Genomic DNA, 15965 nt, shown 5'->3' with positions numbered 1-15965 from the left:
GATCGTCCCGGAAGCGAGGAACAGGAGGCTCAGGTGCGCGGGCCGAACACGGCGTCGAGCCGCGCCTGGTGCGGGGAAAGGTCGATGCCCTGGCCGGCGAGCCAGGCATCGTCATAGAGCGTGGAATTGTAGCGTGCGCCGGAATCGCACAGCAGCGTCACGATCGATCCCGCCTCCCCGCGCGCGCTCATCTCGGAGATGATGTCGAGGCAGGCCGAGATGTTGGTGCCGGTGGAACCGCCGCAGGAACGGCCCGTGACCGCGCTGACCCGGCGGGCGGCGGCGATGGACGCGGCATCGGGCACCGCCACCATGCGATCGATGATCGAGGGCATGAAGGAGGGCTCCACCACGGTGCGGCCGATGCCCTCGATGGCGCTCTTGCAGGTTTCCACCCGCTGCACCGTGCTGTCCGCATAGTGGCGATGGAAAACCGAGGCTTCCGGGTCGGCGACGCACAGGCGCGTGGGAAACTTGCGATAGCGGATGAAGCGGCCGATGGTGGCGGCGGTGCCGCCGGTGCCCGCCCCGCAGACCACCCATGCCGGCACCGGGTGCGGCTCCCGCGACATCTGCGCGAAGATGCTCTCGGCGATGTTGTTGTTGCCCCGCCAGTCGGTGGCCCGCTCGGCGAAGGTGAACTGGTCCATATAATGGCCGTCGATTTCAGCAGCGAGCCGGCGCGCCTCCTCCGAGGTGTTCCAGCCGTCGATGAGGTGCGGTTCGCCGCCCTCGAAGGCGATGGCGGCCACCTTTTCCGGCGAGGTCTTGCGCGGCATCACGGCGATGAAGCGCAGCCCCAGCAGGCGGGCGAAATAGGCCTCGGAGATGGCGGTGGAGCCGGATGAGGACTCGATGATGGTGGTGTCCGGACCGATCCACCCGTTGCACAGCGCGTACAGGAACAGGGAGCGCGCCAGCCGGTGCTTGAGGCTGCCGGTGGGGTGGCTGGATTCGTCCTTCAGATACAGCGTGATGCCCGGCATGCGCGGCAGCGGAATGCGGATGAGGTGCGTATCGGCCGAGCGGTTGATGTCCGCCTCGATACGGCCGATGGCTTCCGCCACCCAGGCACGGTCGCGGACGGGGCGCGGGGAAAGAATGGTGTTCATGCCCGGCTCCGGGTGTCGTTGAGGTCCGCATCGGCCTGGCGCTTCAGCGCCGTGCGGTCGATCTTGTTGGTCGAGGCGAGCGGCATCTGGTCGAGGAACCAGATCCGCCGCGGGTGCTGGTAGGCGGGAGCATTGGCGAGCATATATTGCTTGAGCGCCTCCTCGCCGATATCGGCCCCCGGCCGGCGCACCACGAAGGCCACGGGCTTGGCGCCCTTGATCTCGTCATCCACCGGCACGACGCAGGATTGCAGCACCTGCGGGTGGCGATCCAGCACCGCCTCCACCTCGCCGGGAAAGATGTTTTCGCCCCCGCAGACGAACATGTCGTCGGTGCGCCCGAGGAAATAGTAGAAGCCCTGGTCGTCGCGGCGGAACACGTCCCCGGTGCGATAGTATCCATCGGCCGTGATGGGAGAAGCGACATCTGGCCGATTGTGATAGCCGAGCATAATGGCCGGGCTCTTCATCTCCAGCGCGCCGGCCCGCGGCGCGTCGTGACCCTCCAGCCGCACCTCGACCTGAGGATGGGGATAGCCCACCGAGCCCACGGGCGTCGCCAGCCCCTCCGGGTGCCCGGCGAATACGATGGGCCCGCCCTCCGTGGTGCCGTAGGCGTTGATGATGCGGGCATTGGGCAGGAGCCTGCGGATCTGCTCGGAGAGCGCATCCGTCACCGGCGCCGAGCCCATGCGTACGGTCCGCACCCCGGAGAGATCCGCATGGGCCAGCGCCTCCTTTTCCCGCAGCATCATGGCGATCATCGGCGGCACGGCGGTGAGGAAGGTGCAGCCGTGGCGGCTGATCGCCTCGATATAGGGCACGGCCTTGAACTGCGGCAGCATGACGGCGGTGGTGCCGGAGGCGCAGGCGAGCAGCGCCAAGGCCAGCGCGTTCATGTGGTAGAGCGGCGCCGCGATCAGCATGCGCTCGCCGGAGAGATCGGCATCGCGCATGCGCGTGCCCGCCACCCAGATGTGCGCGGCGTGGGAGAGCAGCACTCCCTTCGGGCGGCCGGTGGAGCCGGAAGTGTAAAGGCTGAGCGCCGGCTCGTCCGGCGCCGGCACCACCGGCTCGAACGCGCCGGGGTCCAGCCAGGCGGAAAGTCCCGCCGCGCCGGTCCCGTCAAAATCGACGAAAGTGACGCCGGCAGGTGCTTCGGCGTCCAGCATGGCGCGGCGTTCAGCGTCGTGAATGACGACGCGCGCCCCGCAATCGGCAATCACCTCCGCGATCCGCGCCGGCGGGAACTTGAAGTTCACCGGCACCGGCACGATGCCGGCGCGCATGGCGCCCATCACCACCGCCACGTATTCCGGCCGGTTGGCCGCCAGGATGGCGATGCGGTCACCGCGCCGGAGTCCGGCACGCAGCAGGCCGCGGGCGATCGCGTCGGCAAGCGCGTCGAACGCGGCACGGGTCATGACGGCGGCCCCCCCCTCCAGGTCCAGGCCGATGAACAGCGGATGATCCGGCGCATTGGTGCGGCAGACGAAATCGCCGAGGTTCACGGGTGCGCTCATCGGCGGCTCCGGCAGGTCAGGTTCAGGAAAAGGGTCGGCAGGATCAGCGTGCCGACGGTGCGGGAATGCCGCTGCCAGATCGCATCCCGGCGCGGCACCGCCCGCGCCTCGATCTCGGCGAGGCTGGAGAAGCGCAGGTGGGTGGTGAGGAAATTCGCCTTGGGACCCGGCACCACCTGCACCTCGGCATCGTCGAGTTCGAGATGCCAGCCGGCCGCCAGCGGCCGGGCCGGCACGCCGCAGGCGGCGGCCAGCCGCCCGGCCTCTGCCTCGGCGTCCGGGCTCTCGATGACGAAGCGGTCGATGCCGCAGAAGCCGTTGGGGTGGGTTTCCCCCTCCTGCCGCCACACCAGTTCGGGGGTAAGATGCTGGCAGAAATAGACGCGCCCGCCGGGAAAGGCCTCGGGCGGCAGGCGCACGGTGCGGAAGCGGGCGTCATGGGCGGCGCCGTCCACCTCCACCGGCCGCGAGAAGGCGACCGGCCCCACCGGGGCGAGCCCGGCGGCATCGAGGGTGGCGAAGGTGGCATCCGCGTCATCGGTGCGGAACACCAGGCCGTTGAGGCCGAGCGGGCTGGAAAGCACCTCCTGCCGCTGCAGCCCGGTTTCGGGCACGCCTACCAGCTCCAGATAGGCGCCGGGCGTCATCATCAGATGGTTGATGGACCCGAGCGAATGGTACCCGCGCGGCGTGAGCGTGAAGCCCAGCGCCGCGAACAGGTCCGCGGCCGCGTCCATGGACTTGAGGGTGTTGATCACCACATGGTCGAGCGCGGCCACGGGTCTTCTCCTCAGGCCTTGGGCGGGATCATGTAGACCCCGCGCCCGCTGGCCAGAAGCTTGCCGGCTTCGTCCAGGATCTGCGCTTCGGAAACGCAGAGCTGGCCGCCGAACTTGATGACCTTGCCCACGCAGATGAGGTCATGCTGCATGGCCGCGCGGTGGTAATCCACCCGCAGGTCGACGGTGGGCACGCCGCGCCCGGTCTTGGACACCAGCGCCCAATCGGCGGTGAGGTCCACGAGGGTGGCGAGGATGCCGCCATGGGCATAGCCCTTCTCGGCATTCACCACCCATTCCGGCCGCCACTTGGCGCGCAGGCGAATGGTGCCCTCGCCCACCTCTTCCACGGTGAGGCCGAGCCATTGGTGGAAGGGGCCCTTCAGCAGCAGGGCTTCCACCTGTTCCTTGGTCAGGGGTGCGTCAGACATGGCAGCCTCTCAGGGGGTAACGACGATCTTGCCCATGACCTCGCGGTCACGGATCATGCGCAGGCCCTCGGCGGCCTCTTCGAGCGGCAGAACCTTGTCCACCACCGGCTTCAGCGAGCCTTCCTGGATCATGTCCATGAGCGAGGCGAGGTTGTCGTGGTAGAAGGAGTTGGAGCCGATGATCTGCAGCTCGAAGCTCCAGATGTAGCGCAGGTCCTCCTTGGGATCGTGGCCGGCAGTGGCGCCGCAGGTCAGGATCTTGCCGCCGCGCTTCACGCACTTCAGGGATGGCAGCCAGGTGTCGCCGCCGGTGAAGTTGATGACCACGTCCACGCCACCGTCATAGGTGCGGCGCTGGGGCTTGCCATACTGGCCGATGGCCCACTTGGAGAAGTCGGTGGTGCGATAGTTCACCACGTGGTCCGCGCCCAGTTCCTTCAGGCGGGCCATCTTGTCGTCGGAGCCGGCGCAGGCGATCACCTCGCAGCCCATCTGCTTGGCGAGCATGACGCAGCCCGTGCCCACGCCGCCGGAGGCGCCGAGGATGAGGACCTTGTCGCCCTTCTTCACCGTGTTGTGGGTGACCAGCATGCGGTGCGCGGTGCCGTAGGCCACGGGGAGCGAGGCCGCATCCACGAAGCTCACGTCCTTCGGCATCTTGATGAGCTGGCCGGCGGTGACCGCGCAATATTGCGCCATGCCGCCGTCCGCCATCTCGCCCATCAGGCCCACCTTGGGGTTGAGCGGGTTCACCAGAACGCGGTCGCCCACGGCCCAATCGGTGACGCCTTCGCCCAGCTCCACGATCTCGCCGGCCATATCGAGGCCGATGATGACGGGCAGCGGCACCTTGATGCCCGGCATGCCCTTCACCGTGAACACGTCGTGATAGTTGAAGGAGGAGGCGCCGACCCGGATGACGACTTCGCCGGCCTTGGCGGACGGCACCGGATAATCGTTCAACACCTCAAGGTCGGTCACGTCGCCATGCTGCTTCAGCACCAGGGCCTTCATTGTCTTGGGCAGGGTCTCGGGCATTCCACTTTCTCTCTTCTTGGGGCGTGAAAATCTTCGGTGCGCGCGATTTCAGGGCACACCGGGTTGGGCCCGGGGCCCGTGGGCCCCGTTCCTATCTTGGTTCCGCGCCCCTCGCGGGGCGCATCTCAACGTGTGGGGGACGCGATCACTTGATGGATTTGGAGGCCTCGTAAGGCGCCGCGTTCAGGGCTGCATCGGGCAGGGAGCCCTGGACCACGCCCACGCTCTTGAACACCTCGAACTCCGCCTTCAGGGAGGCGACGGCGGCGGGGTCCATGGTGACGGTGTAGATGCCGTCCCACAAAGCGGCATAGGCCTTCGCATCGGCTTCCGGAATATTGCCGGCGGCCATCAGTGCCTTGGCGACAGCCTCCTTGTCGGCCTTGCCGGCCTCATAGGCATTGCGCATGGCGGCGATGACCTGGGCGGCGGCCTTCGGGTTCTCCGTCAGCCACGCGTTGCGCATCAGGCCCACGCCGAGCACGGGCGGGGCTTCCTTGCCGGTGATCTTCTTCCACTCCTCGCGAAAGGTGGAGATCTTGCGCAGCTTCATGTCGGGCAGGAGCGCGATGGTGACTGTGCGCAGGGCCGCGGCGTCGATATTCTTCTGGGCCAGGAACTGGGCGAGGCGGGAATCATTGCCCGGAACCGCCTCGAAATCGCTCTGCGCCATGCCGTAATTCTTGACCAGGATGGCGGAGGTGATGGCGGCGGTGGCGCTGCCGGCGGGCGACATGCCGATCTTCTTGCCCTTCAACTCCTCCATCTTCTTGATGGGGGAATCCTCCGGCACCACGAAATCGAGGTCCGCCACCTGGGTGGCGAGCACGATGCTCATGGGCAGCCCTTCGGAGGCAACGGCAAAGGCACTGCCGGCGCTGGCGCCGATGGCGAAATCAATGGCGCCGGCGGCCATGGCCTTGGTGGGCGCATTCACATCGGGAAACTTGACGTACTCGACCTCAAGTCCCTGCTTCTCCATGAATTTCCCGCTCTCAAGGAACGAGCCGAAGCCGAGGCTGACGCCCGAGCTCCAGTATCCGATCCGCACCTTCGCCGCCTCGGCGGGCAGAGCGGAGAGGCCAACGGCGATGGCCGCGGCGAGAAGAGTAAGACGCTTCATAACAAGTCCCCTGAGGTGAAAGGTTGTTTTCGTCGTACTTTTCTTAAACTTAAGCCGACCGGCGCTCCCTCCAGGAGAACAGATGCCTTTCGAGAGGCTTTAGAACGACCGCCTCGAGGACGATCATCAGGACCACCAGCGTCAGCGTCCACGCGAACACCTGGTCGGTCTGCACGAGGTCCGCCGCCTGGCGCAGCCGATAGCCGATGCCGCTGGACGCCCCGAGCGTCTCGGCCACGATGCTCACGCGGGCACCAAAGCCGAAGGCAAGGCGTGCGCCGGCAAAGAACTGGGGCAGGATGGTCGGCAGGTAGATCTTGGTGAGCACCTGCGCCTTGGACATGCGGAAGGTCTGGGCAAGCTCGATGTATTCGCGGTTCACCGTCCGCGTGCCCTGCCAGACGTTGGTCAGGATCAGCGGCATCGCCGTCATGAACACCACGAAGATGGTGGACCAGTTGGACAAGCCGAACCAGATGAGCGCGAAGATGGCCCAGATGGAGGACGAAACGGTGTTGATGATGACCAGCACCGGCTCGAAGAACTCACCGAAGGTGCGGCTGGCCCCAAGCACCAGGCCCAGCACGACACCGACCACGGTGGCGATCGCGAAGCCCATGGCGATGCGGTAGAAGGTGATGCCGAAATCAGCCCAGAAGCCCGAGGTGACCACAAGCCGGGTCCACACGCCCCACACCTTTTCCGGGCTGGGGAGGATGAAGGCGGGCGCATTCAGCGAGGCGAGCTGCCACGCGGCAAGAAGGCCGAACAGCAGCAGCATGCGCAGGCCGATCAGGCGCAGCCGGCGATCCTGGATCATCTGGAGTTGGGAGCGCGTCATGGCACCGGTTCTGCTGACGGGAGGGACGGGCGGGCTCACAGGGCAAGGCGCAGCTGGCGCACTTCTTCCGCGACCTCGGGCGACAGGGGATTGCGCGGATGGGGAAGCTCGATCCGCCGCGTTTCCTTGATGCGGCCGGGCCGTGGCATCAGCACCACGATCTTGTCGGCAAGCACCACGGCCTCCTCCACATCGTGGGTGACGAACACCACCGACATGCCCTTCAGCGCGGCGATGCGGAGCACTTCCTCATGCATCTGGGAGCGGATGGAGGGGTCGAGCTTGGAAAAGGGCTCATCCATCAAGAGAATGGAGGGCTCGGTGACGAGGCTGCGGCCGAGCGCGGCGCGCGAGCGCATGCCGCCGGAGAGTTCGTGGGGAAAAGAATCCGCGAACTTCTCCAGCCCCACCAGTTCCAGAACCTGCATCACCCGCTCGCGCCGCTGGGCGCGCGGCACGCCGAAGGCCTCCAGGCCCAGCGCCACGTTCTGGGCCGTGGTGCGCCAGGGAAACAGGCGGTCCTCCTGGAACATGTAGGTCATGGAGCGCCAGTCCTTGAACGCGCTCGCCTTGGTGTCCTTGAGGTAGACCGTGCCCTGGTCCGGCGAGACGAGGCCGGCCACGATGTTGAGGAGGGTGCTCTTGCCGCAGCCCGATGCCCCCACCAGCGCCACGATCGCGCGATCCGGCACCTCGATGTCGATGTTCCGGAGAACCTCGAGCTGCTCGCCATCGCGCCGGGTGAAGGACTTTCCGACGCTTTCCAGTCGTACCACGCTCACCGGTCGCTCCCGATCATGCTGGAGGACGGCCCCACCGGGACCACGGAGGAGGAGTCGCGCAGGCTGGCGATGACCTTTTCCATGGTCATCTCGCGGAAGGTCTCCACATGGCGGCGCGCCACTTCGGCGGCGGCGGCGGCATCGCCGGCGGTGAGGTATTCAATGAGCAGCACGTGGTCGTTGGCGATGTTCGGCCGCACGCGCTGCACGCCGAAGCCGAGCGCGACGAGGCGGGTCATCTCATCCAGCAAGCTGGAGAGGGTGCGGCACAGGCGCTGGTTGCCGGCGGCCTCCGCGATGGCCATGTGGAAGCTGCGGTTGGCTTCCAGGAAGAAGTCGATCTGGTTGCCCACATCGATCGGCACCTTGACGCGGCACGCCTCCTCCAGGCGTTCCAGGTGCGCGCGGTTCACGCGGCCGGCCGCGCCGCGCGCCGCCAGAGGCTCCAGCACCATGCGCAGCGCGAACACCTCCTCCACGTCCTTCACGGTGATCGGCGCCACGCGATAGCCGTGGCGGGGCATGGAGACGACGAAGCCATCCTGGATCAGCCGCTGGAGCGCGATGCGGCAGCTGGCCTTGCCGATCTCAAGGCGCTCCATCAGCTCCGCTTCAGTGAAGCGGGTGCCGGGCAGGAAGCGGCACGACACGATCTCGCGCCGGAGCATGTCGTACGCCTGGTTCCCCTTCAGGGTGGCGCTGGGCACCTCGAGCACCGTCCCCGAACCTGCCCCGTGGTCGTGATTCTCGCCCATGCTGATCACTCCTCCGCCGATCTGTGAGCAGCTTACGGAGACGGGAAGCACGCGGAAAGGTCAAAGTACGAGCAGCGTGATTTTTAAAAAATACTTTTATATCAGTATGATGATATTCCTCCGCCGCCAAAGCGGGCATTTTCTGTAGGCCGCTCACAGTGAGATGCTCAATGATCGACCATTCCCGCGAGGGGCGGCAGGGCGTACGCATCGGAGAGGTGCGATCAACGGGACAGCCGCCTCGCCGACGCGATCGCGTTCCGCCGAGCGCCGGCAGCCCAGCCCCCCTTCGGCGCCCCCCGCCTGCGACGCGCCCCCGCATTCGGGGCGACCGGCTGTCGATGAAGCGTCTCCTGAGCAGGACGCCGTTTCATTCCACGCCCCCGCATGGGGGCGACGCGTCACCTTGCGCCACATGATGCAGCTCTTGTACTGGTTTCAATCCACGCCCCCGCATGGGGGCGACGTGCCCGCGTCTATGCCGCCCGCTCGGGCAAGAGCGTGTTTCAATCCACGCCCCCGCATGGGGGCGACGACGCACCACGTTGTACGGCTCATACGACACGAACCGTTTCAATCCACGCCCCCGCATGGGGGCGACCCGGCAAGCTACGCCCTGGGGTGGATCACCACCGAGTTTCAATCCACGCCCCCGCATGGGGGCGACGGCCGGCGGTCGCCCGCACGTCGCGCTTGATATGTTTCAATCCACGCCCCCGCATGGGGGCGACGAGATGCTGCCGCCAGTCGAGGCAATCATCGTCGCGTTTCAATCCACGCCCCCGCATGGGGGCGACGGGCCGCCGGGGTGTCGCAAGCCTCTGGCATCGGCGTGTTTCAATCCACGCCCCCGCATGGGGGCGACCGAGACGACACCGGAAGCCGCCCCCGAAGTGGGCGTTTCAATCCACGCCCCCGCATGGGGGCGACCATCGCCGGTGTGCAGTCTGTCAAGATCGATAATTCGTTTCAATCCACGCCCCCGCATGGGGGCGACCCCTACATCGCCGCCAACAAGGCGCGGGTGGTGGTGTTTCAATCCACGCCCCCGCATGGGGGCGACGAGCGGGGTGATAACCTTGGCGACCCTGGGTTCTGGGTGGTGTTTCAATCCACGCCCCCGCATGGGGGCGACGCTTATGTCTGTAACAGGCTGGGCCAAGTGGGAAAACAAAGTGCGCAGCGCGAACCGCGCCGGCTCTGGCCCGGGTGGCGCGGCTCGGACCCATCCGCCGGATAAAATTGCAGTCTCATGAATGGCTTGTAGGCCGTGCGAACGTTTCCGGAGGAACGCGTCCGCTTCGGGTTCGCACGATCGATGGGAATGGCGGCATGCCGTCGAGATCCTGGAGCCGCGCCGCGCCCTCCAGCCGGCGCCGACCATCCGCGCCCAGCCATCGAAATCCGCGAGCCCGCAACTGCGCTACCGGATCATTCTTCGAAATAGAAAAACTATAGAGTGAGCTTAAATCCGCCACAATCCATTGTACCGAAGCGCCTACGGTCTATATTGCTGCCAACTTAAATACATTTGTGCAGCGGAAAATAGATGCGCGATCTACGAAACCACCTTCTTTCTTCGCCGCGCCTGCCCGTTGCTCTCGGCACGCTGCTGGTTACAGCCTCCATTGCCCACGCGCAGCAGGCCGACAGCGTCTCCCTGCCCGCGGTTGAAGTGCAATCCAATACAGCGACGGCCTGGGGCCCGGTGGGCGGCTATGTGGCAACGAACAGCGCCGCCGGCACCAAGACCGACACCCCGCTTATCGAGACGCCGCGCTCCATCTCCGTGGTCTCCAGCGAGGAAATGAGCGACCGCGGCGCGCAGAGCGTGGTCGATGCCGTCGGCTACACGGCCGGTGTCGTGACCGGCATCTACGGCTATGAACCCCGGTTCGATGTCATCTACGTGCGCGGCTTCCCGACCACGCAGCTCGGCGACTACAAGGACGGCCTGCGGCAGGCAAACGGCTCGTTCGCCTATTTCCGCACCGAGCCCTATGGCCTGGAACGCATCGACATCATCAAGGGCCCGGCCAGCGTGCTCTATGGCCAGACGGTTCCCGGCGGCCTCGTGAACCGCATCTCGAAGCTGCCGACCGACAAGGCATTCGGCGAGGCGGAGGTGCAGATCGGCGATCCCGCGTGGTACCAGGTCGCGTTTGATTTCGGCGGCCCTGCCACCGAAAACGGGTCCGTCCTCTACCGGCTCACCGGCGTCGCCCGCAAGGCGGACGGGTCGGTTACGGATTCGCCGAATAACGAGCTTTACCTGGCGCCCTCAGTCACGTTCCGGAACGATTCCACGAACTTCACCATCATCGGCAGCATCCTGGATGCGAACGTCCCGGCGTCGAATTACTACCTTCAGCTGGGCCCCACCGTCCCGCCCTCTCGTATTCCGGCATCGACCAATTTCAACGACATCAAGCAGACCCAGGAACAGATCGGCTACAAGCTCGAGCATAAGTTCAACGATGTCTGGTCTGCCCGCCAGAACCTCAGGTACGGCCACATCGACGAGCATGCCTATTATGGCGAACTTTACGGCTTCATCTCGCCGCTGGTGATCGGGCGCTACCCTGTGAACCTGAAGGAGACGCTCGACACTTTCGCCGTGGACAACCAGGCTGAGGCGAAATTCGCGACCGGCGCAGTGAACCACAGGGTGCTGTTCGGGCTCGACTATCTCTGGATGAGCAACAACCAGGGCCTCGGCTTTGGCGGCGTCAACGACATCACGCCCCTTTACCTGCTGATGCCCAACCTGCCGATGAACGCCATCATGCCGGCGATCAGCAGCACCTCTGACATCACCACCAACCAGCTCGGACTCTATGCCAGCGACCAGATGAAATTCGGCGACGGCTGGCACTTCAACATCGGCGTGCGGCAGGATTTCGCATCGCAGGATAATACAAACTCCTACTCCATCGTCGGCAAGAACCGCGATGACGATGCCTTCACCTGGCAGACCGGCCTGCTCTACGAATTCTCCAACGGCGTCGCCCCTTACGCGAGCTATGCGACGTCATTCCTGCCGTCCAGCAATGTCGATCTTTCCGGCAACCTTCTCGCGCCGTCCTACGGTGAGCAGTATGAGGCCGGCGTCAAGTATCAGCCGAACTTCATGAAGGCGCTTTTCACGCTCGCGGCCTACCAGATCACCCAGACGAACTACGCCGTGGCGGTGCCCCCCACCAACCTTTATTATTCATCTGTGGGCGACATCCGGGTCCGGGGCATCGAGCTCGAGGCCTCCGCGGCGCCTCTGCCCGGCCTCGAGATGACGGCGGCCTACACCTATTCCAAGGGCGAGATTATTTCCTCCCTCGACATCGCCACCATCGGCAATGTTCCGGTGAACATGCCGGAAAATACCGGCTCGGTCTGGGTGAAGTACATGTTCCAGGATCAGGCGCTGAAGGGCTTCGGCGTGGGCGCCGGCGTACGCTACATCGGCGAGTTCTGGGCCGACAATGCCAACACCTACAAGAACAAGGCGCAGACGCTCGTCGACGCCGCCCTCTATTATGAGAAAGACGCCTGGAAGTTCCAGTTGAACGCCAAGAACCTCTTCGATGATGAAGTAGCGCTGCTGAACGAAGGCTATTGGTACTGGACGGAGGGCCGCACCGTGCTGGCGTCCGCCAAGTACCGCTGGTGATATCCATGGGCGATACAGGCGTGAACAAGACGGCGGCGCGCACTTTCACGCTGCGCCCGCTTCTCGTGTGGAGCCATCGCATTCTCGGCCTCTCCACGGCGCTGTTTCTGGTCATCGCCGGCCTCACCGGCAGCGTGCTGGCGTTCAACCAGGAGCTGGACGAGTGGCTGAACCCCAAGGTCTACCGCGCCACTGCTCAAGGCACGCCCCTGCCGGCGGAGGAACTGGCGAGGCGCGTGGAAGCCGGCCATCCGGATCGTTCCGTCTGGTACATGGATCTTCCGCGCGAGCCCGGCCGGGCGGCGCGCGTGGGAGCCACGGGGCGGCCGGACCCTGCCACCGGCATTCCGGTGGAGCTGGACAAGAACTGGTTCAGCGTCGACCCGGTGAGCGGCGAAATTCTCTCCGAACGCCTGTGGGGCGAATGCTGCTTCTCGCGCGAACGGCTAATCCCGTTTCTTTATGAATTCCACCACAACCTCAGCCTGCCCGGTGAATATGGCGTGGTGTTCATGGGGCTGGTCGCCGTGCTTTGGGTGATCGACAGCATTGTGGGACTGGTGCTGACCTTCCCGCGCGGGCGTCCCTTCCTCTCCAAATGGCGCGCGGCCTTCGGTGTGAAGGGCGGCTCCAGCTTCCGGCTCAACCTCGACCTGCACCGTGCGACAGGCCTGTGGCTGTTCGCCGTGCTGCTGCTGGTGGCGGTCTCATCCGTGGCCATGAACCTGCGGTATGAGGTGTTGGAGCCCGTCGTCAGCCTATTCTCGCGGCTCACGCCGGGGCCATTCTCGGGGCCGCCGGGCGAGAAGGCCAGCCCGCGTGTCCTGAGCTTCGACACCATGCTGGAAGCCGCGCGCGCAGATGCACGGACCCGCGGCTGGAACGAGCCGCCGCACGAGGTCTTCTATTCCCCCCATTACAACACCTTCGGCGCATCCTTCGGTGACCATGACGCGGCGCTTGGCCTGCGCTGGCTGTATTTCGACGGCGTGACGGCAAAGCCCACGGGGTCCATGATCCCCGGTGTCGGCACCGCCGGCGACATCTTCCTGCAGATGCAGCTGCCCATCCATGGCGGTCGCATCCTCGGCCTGCCCGGCCGCATCCTCATCGCCATCACGGGCGTGGCCATTGCCGGGCTTTCGGTGACGGGGGTGGTGATCTGGTGGAAGAAAAGGGCGGGGCGTGTCAGCCGCGCGCGCAAGGCGATGGCCGGAGCGGCCGCGGGCCAGGCCGGGCGCGGCCTGCTCTCGCGCAGTGGTTGACGGCCAGCATGTGCGCGCCACGACGACATCCCGCATTCGCGGGCGAAAATTCCGGCGACGGGATGCGCTTCGAAGCCACGCTTCACCGAATGCTCCGGCATCGTCGGCCCAGGCGGACTTGCGCCGCGTCATCCCTCGTCAAGCAGCCATCCCCCTCGATCCGCGCGCCGCGCCACCCCGCCGCACCAGCCACGAGCGGCATTTTCTGCATAGCGCCTGCGTGGTCGTGCCCGGCCTCAGGCGCACGTTCCGAAGGGGCATAAGGACATCCGATGCCGGCCTTACCCCTTCTCCATGCGTCGCTCACGCTCGGCGCCATCCTGTCCATGCTCGCGGGCGTGCTGTTCCTGCGGCGCCGATGGCAGCGCCGGTCGGATGCCCGGCCGCAGCACCTTGCGGTCGGCTGGCTGCTGATCGCGGCCGGCGGCATGGCGATGGTGCTCAGCTGGAGACCCGAGCTGGGGCTCGCCCACGGGCTGCTCGCCTTCTCGCTCATGGGTTACCTCGTCGTGTTCGCGGGCGCGGACTACAGATCCGCTCGCCTTCGGGCCGTGCGCGAGACATCCCTCGCGCCGCAGGCCCGGCGCACGAACTGGGCACGCGGCACGGCCAAGGCATTTCTCGCCATCGTGCTTTCGGGCGTGGCCGCCATCGGCCTCGGGATCGCGTTCGCGCTCGCGATGCCCCTCGAAATCCACGACCGCGTCGTGCTCGGCGGCCTGCTGGTGCCGGTGCTGTGGGGCGGAGGGATGGCATGGACGCTGTGCGACGCCAGGCTCCTGCGGGCGACCGGCGTCCTGCTGGCCGTCAGCGCCATCAGCTATGGCGTGGCATTCCTGCCCGGGCTGTTTTCGTGATGGATACGCGAGCGAACACACAGCCCGCTCGCCGGTCCTTCCTGTCGCCCGCCTTCGTGCGCGAGATGCTGGCAGGCCATTCGGCGCTGGGTCTCGCCTTCGCCGCGCTGATCTACATCGTCTGCCTGAGCGGCACGGTGGCCGTCTTCACGAACGAGCTGCAGCGCTGGGAGCAGCCGGATGCGCCAGTGGTCGCGCCGGGCCTGAGCATCGATACCATCACCGCAGTTGTCGCCAATGGCCATGAGAAGGCGAAAGCCGAAGGCGCCGCCCACGACCTGTTCGTGATTGGCCCCAGCGGAAGCAGCTCCCGGCTCGCGGTCTATTTCCACGATGACGCGAGCGGCGTGGAGGGCGCGTGGCTTGCGAATACACGGGGCGAGCTCGTTACTCCCATCGCGGCGCCATGGTCGGAGTTTGTCGCCGAGCTCCATACCGCGCTGCACCTGCCACGCACATGGGGGCTCCTCCTTGTCGGGCTCGTCGGCGTGGCGCTGCTCTCCTCTCTGATCTCGGGCGTGCTGTCGCATCCCCGCATTTTCAAGGATGCCTTCGCGCTGCGCTGGGGCGGATCGCGTCGCCTGCGGGAGGCGGACCTGCACAACCGACTTGCGGTATGGGGCCTGCCGTTTCACATCGCCGTGTCGCTCACCGGGGCCCTGATCGGCCTGTCGACGCTGATCGTCGGCGTGCTGGCGCTGGCGGCCTATGACGGCAATTCCGAGAAGGCCTTTTCCACAATTCTCGGGCCCATGCCGCAGGCGGATGACACCCCCGCGCCCGTGCCCGACATCGCCATGATGATCCGCCACGTGAGGACCGGCTCGCCCGATGCGGAATTCGTGACCGCGAACCTGCAGCACGTGGCCACGGCGGGGCAGGTGGTGCATCTGGGCATGAAGACGCAGGGACACCTCGCCCTGTCCAATGTCTATTATTTCGACGGCGCGGGACAGCCGCTGGGCGATGGCGGGCTGGAGACGGGCAGTGTCGGCCAGCAGATTCTCGGCGCATTGCAGCCCGTCCATTTCGGCTGGTTCGGCGGCCTGCCCGTGAAGCTCGCGTACGGCGTGCTGGGGCTCGCGCTGTCCGTCATCGCCTACAACGGCGTCACCATCTGGCTCGTGCGCCGGCGCGACAAGGGACGCGCGCAGCCGGGCTGGGAGAAGGCCTGGTCAGCGCTCGGATGGAGCCAGCCGCTCGCCTTCGCCGCCACGGCCCTGGCGTCCCTGGTCGCCGCAGCCCCGCCGCTCTCCATCTACGCCGGAACCATGGTCGCCGCCCTCGCCTATGCCCGGCTGGCCGGGGACGCGTCTCGGGTGGGACGCGGCCTGCGCCTTGCCACGGCCCTCGCGATGCTGGCCGCCGTTGCGGCCCACGGGGTCGTCTGGGGTATTCGCCCGGCAGATCCCATGGCGCTCGGCGTCAATGCCGCCCTTGTCGCCATCGCGCTGATACTGGCGCTTCCGCTGTTCCGGAAAGCCCCGGTCGCGCCGGATTGATCGTTGGGTGCCCCGGCTCGACGTCATAGACGCTGCCTTCGTGCTCTATGCCTTCATTCATCACGGCGATGGAGGCGGCCAAAACTCAGCGGCCCGCGACGCCAAACGCAGCAGACAACGCTCGCGCCGAAACGATCAATGGACTCCACAGGGGCTGAAGTGAGCCGGAAACAGCGGAACGCTTCATTCTGCCGAATGTCTCCTTCGCGACGCGGAGCGGATCGTCCCCGGCGCGCCAGCACCCGGCAGCGTGACGCAGAGGCCGGGCGCGCTGTGATGCAAGGCGCCCA

The 15965-nt window shown here is 66.2% G+C and carries 13 protein-coding genes and 1 CRISPR repeat array; of the genes, 4 read left to right on the top strand and 9 right to left on the bottom strand.

Features of this window, described 5'->3' with window-relative positions:
* Positions 1-29: 29 nt before the first annotated feature.
* From V5F61_RS18725 to V5F61_RS18685, 9 genes are all read right to left on the bottom strand, one after another.
* Positions 30-1112 (bottom strand): PLP-dependent cysteine synthase family protein, encoded by a 1083-nt coding sequence (locus V5F61_RS18725; RefSeq protein ID WP_393989289.1) that lies wholly within the window; start codon positions 1110-1112, stop codon positions 30-32.
* The gene (locus V5F61_RS18720; RefSeq protein WP_393989290.1) at positions 1109-2635 is read right to left on the bottom strand and encodes a class I adenylate-forming enzyme family protein; all 1527 of its coding nucleotides are present in this window, start codon (positions 2633-2635) and stop codon (positions 1109-1111) included. Before V5F61_RS18720 ends, V5F61_RS18725 begins: the two co-directional genes overlap by 4 nt.
* Positions 2632-3414 carry a VOC family protein gene (locus V5F61_RS18715; RefSeq protein WP_393989291.1) on the bottom strand — a complete coding sequence of 261 codons (783 nt, stop codon included), beginning with the start codon at positions 3412-3414 and terminating at the stop codon, positions 2632-2634. Before V5F61_RS18715 ends, V5F61_RS18720 begins: the two co-directional genes overlap by 4 nt.
* Positions 3415-3425: 11 nt before the next feature.
* On the bottom strand, positions 3426-3845 hold the full coding sequence (locus V5F61_RS18710) for a PaaI family thioesterase (protein WP_393989292.1): 420 nt from the start codon (positions 3843-3845) through the stop codon (positions 3426-3428).
* Between the two features lie 9 nt (positions 3846-3854).
* On the bottom strand, positions 3855-4859 hold the full coding sequence (locus tag V5F61_RS18705) for a zinc-binding dehydrogenase (RefSeq protein ID WP_393989304.1): 1005 nt from the start codon (positions 4857-4859) through the stop codon (positions 3855-3857).
* A 169-nt stretch (positions 4860-5028) separates the two neighbouring features.
* Positions 5029-6006, bottom strand: coding sequence for an ABC transporter substrate-binding protein (locus V5F61_RS18700; RefSeq protein ID WP_393989293.1), 978 nt, complete (start codon positions 6004-6006; stop codon positions 5029-5031).
* Between the two features lie 49 nt (positions 6007-6055).
* Positions 6056-6847 carry an ABC transporter permease gene (locus V5F61_RS18695; RefSeq protein WP_393989294.1) on the bottom strand — a complete coding sequence of 264 codons (792 nt, stop codon included), beginning with the start codon at positions 6845-6847 and terminating at the stop codon, positions 6056-6058.
* 35 nt (positions 6848-6882) lie between these two features.
* Positions 6883-7629, bottom strand: a complete 747-nt coding sequence (locus tag V5F61_RS18690; RefSeq protein WP_393989295.1) for an ABC transporter ATP-binding protein — start codon at positions 7627-7629, stop codon at positions 6883-6885.
* Positions 7626-8384: a GntR family transcriptional regulator gene (locus V5F61_RS18685; protein ID WP_393989296.1), complete on the bottom strand. Its 759-nt coding sequence runs from the start codon at positions 8382-8384 to the stop codon at positions 7626-7628. Before V5F61_RS18685 ends, V5F61_RS18690 begins: the two co-directional genes overlap by 4 nt.
* A gap of 367 nt (positions 8385-8751) precedes the next feature.
* A CRISPR array of direct repeats spans positions 8752-9519; the repeat unit is 31 nt; unit sequence GTTTCAATCCACGCCCCCGCATGGGGGCGAC.
* Between the two features lie 414 nt (positions 9520-9933).
* Between V5F61_RS18685 and V5F61_RS18680 the strand changes: the two genes are divergently transcribed.
* The 4 genes from V5F61_RS18680 to V5F61_RS18665 all read left to right on the top strand — a co-directional run bounded on the left by V5F61_RS18680 (position 9934) and on the right by V5F61_RS18665 (position 15675).
* Positions 9934-12051 carry a TonB-dependent siderophore receptor gene (locus V5F61_RS18680; RefSeq protein ID WP_393989297.1) on the top strand — a complete coding sequence of 706 codons (2118 nt, stop codon included), beginning with the start codon at positions 9934-9936 and terminating at the stop codon, positions 12049-12051.
* A 5-nt stretch (positions 12052-12056) separates the two neighbouring features.
* Positions 12057-13316: a PepSY-associated TM helix domain-containing protein gene (locus tag V5F61_RS18675; RefSeq protein ID WP_393989298.1), complete on the top strand. Its 1260-nt coding sequence runs from the start codon at positions 12057-12059 to the stop codon at positions 13314-13316.
* Between the two features lie 272 nt (positions 13317-13588).
* Positions 13589-14173 (top strand): hypothetical protein, encoded by a 585-nt coding sequence (locus V5F61_RS18670; protein ID WP_393989299.1) that lies wholly within the window; start codon positions 13589-13591, stop codon positions 14171-14173.
* Entirely contained in the window at positions 14071-15675 is a 1605-nt protein-coding gene (locus V5F61_RS18665) for a PepSY-associated TM helix domain-containing protein (RefSeq protein ID WP_393989300.1), read from the top strand. Before V5F61_RS18670 ends, V5F61_RS18665 begins: the two co-directional genes overlap by 103 nt.
* Positions 15676-15965 lie beyond the last annotated feature (290 nt).

The sequence above is a fragment of the Xanthobacter sediminis genome, from assembly GCF_043195015.1.
In the GTDB taxonomy this organism is placed as follows: Bacteria; Pseudomonadota; Alphaproteobacteria; order Rhizobiales; family Xanthobacteraceae; genus Xanthobacter.
The sequence above is the reverse complement of the archived record's forward strand: the minus strand, read 5'-3'. Positions and strand labels throughout refer to the sequence as shown.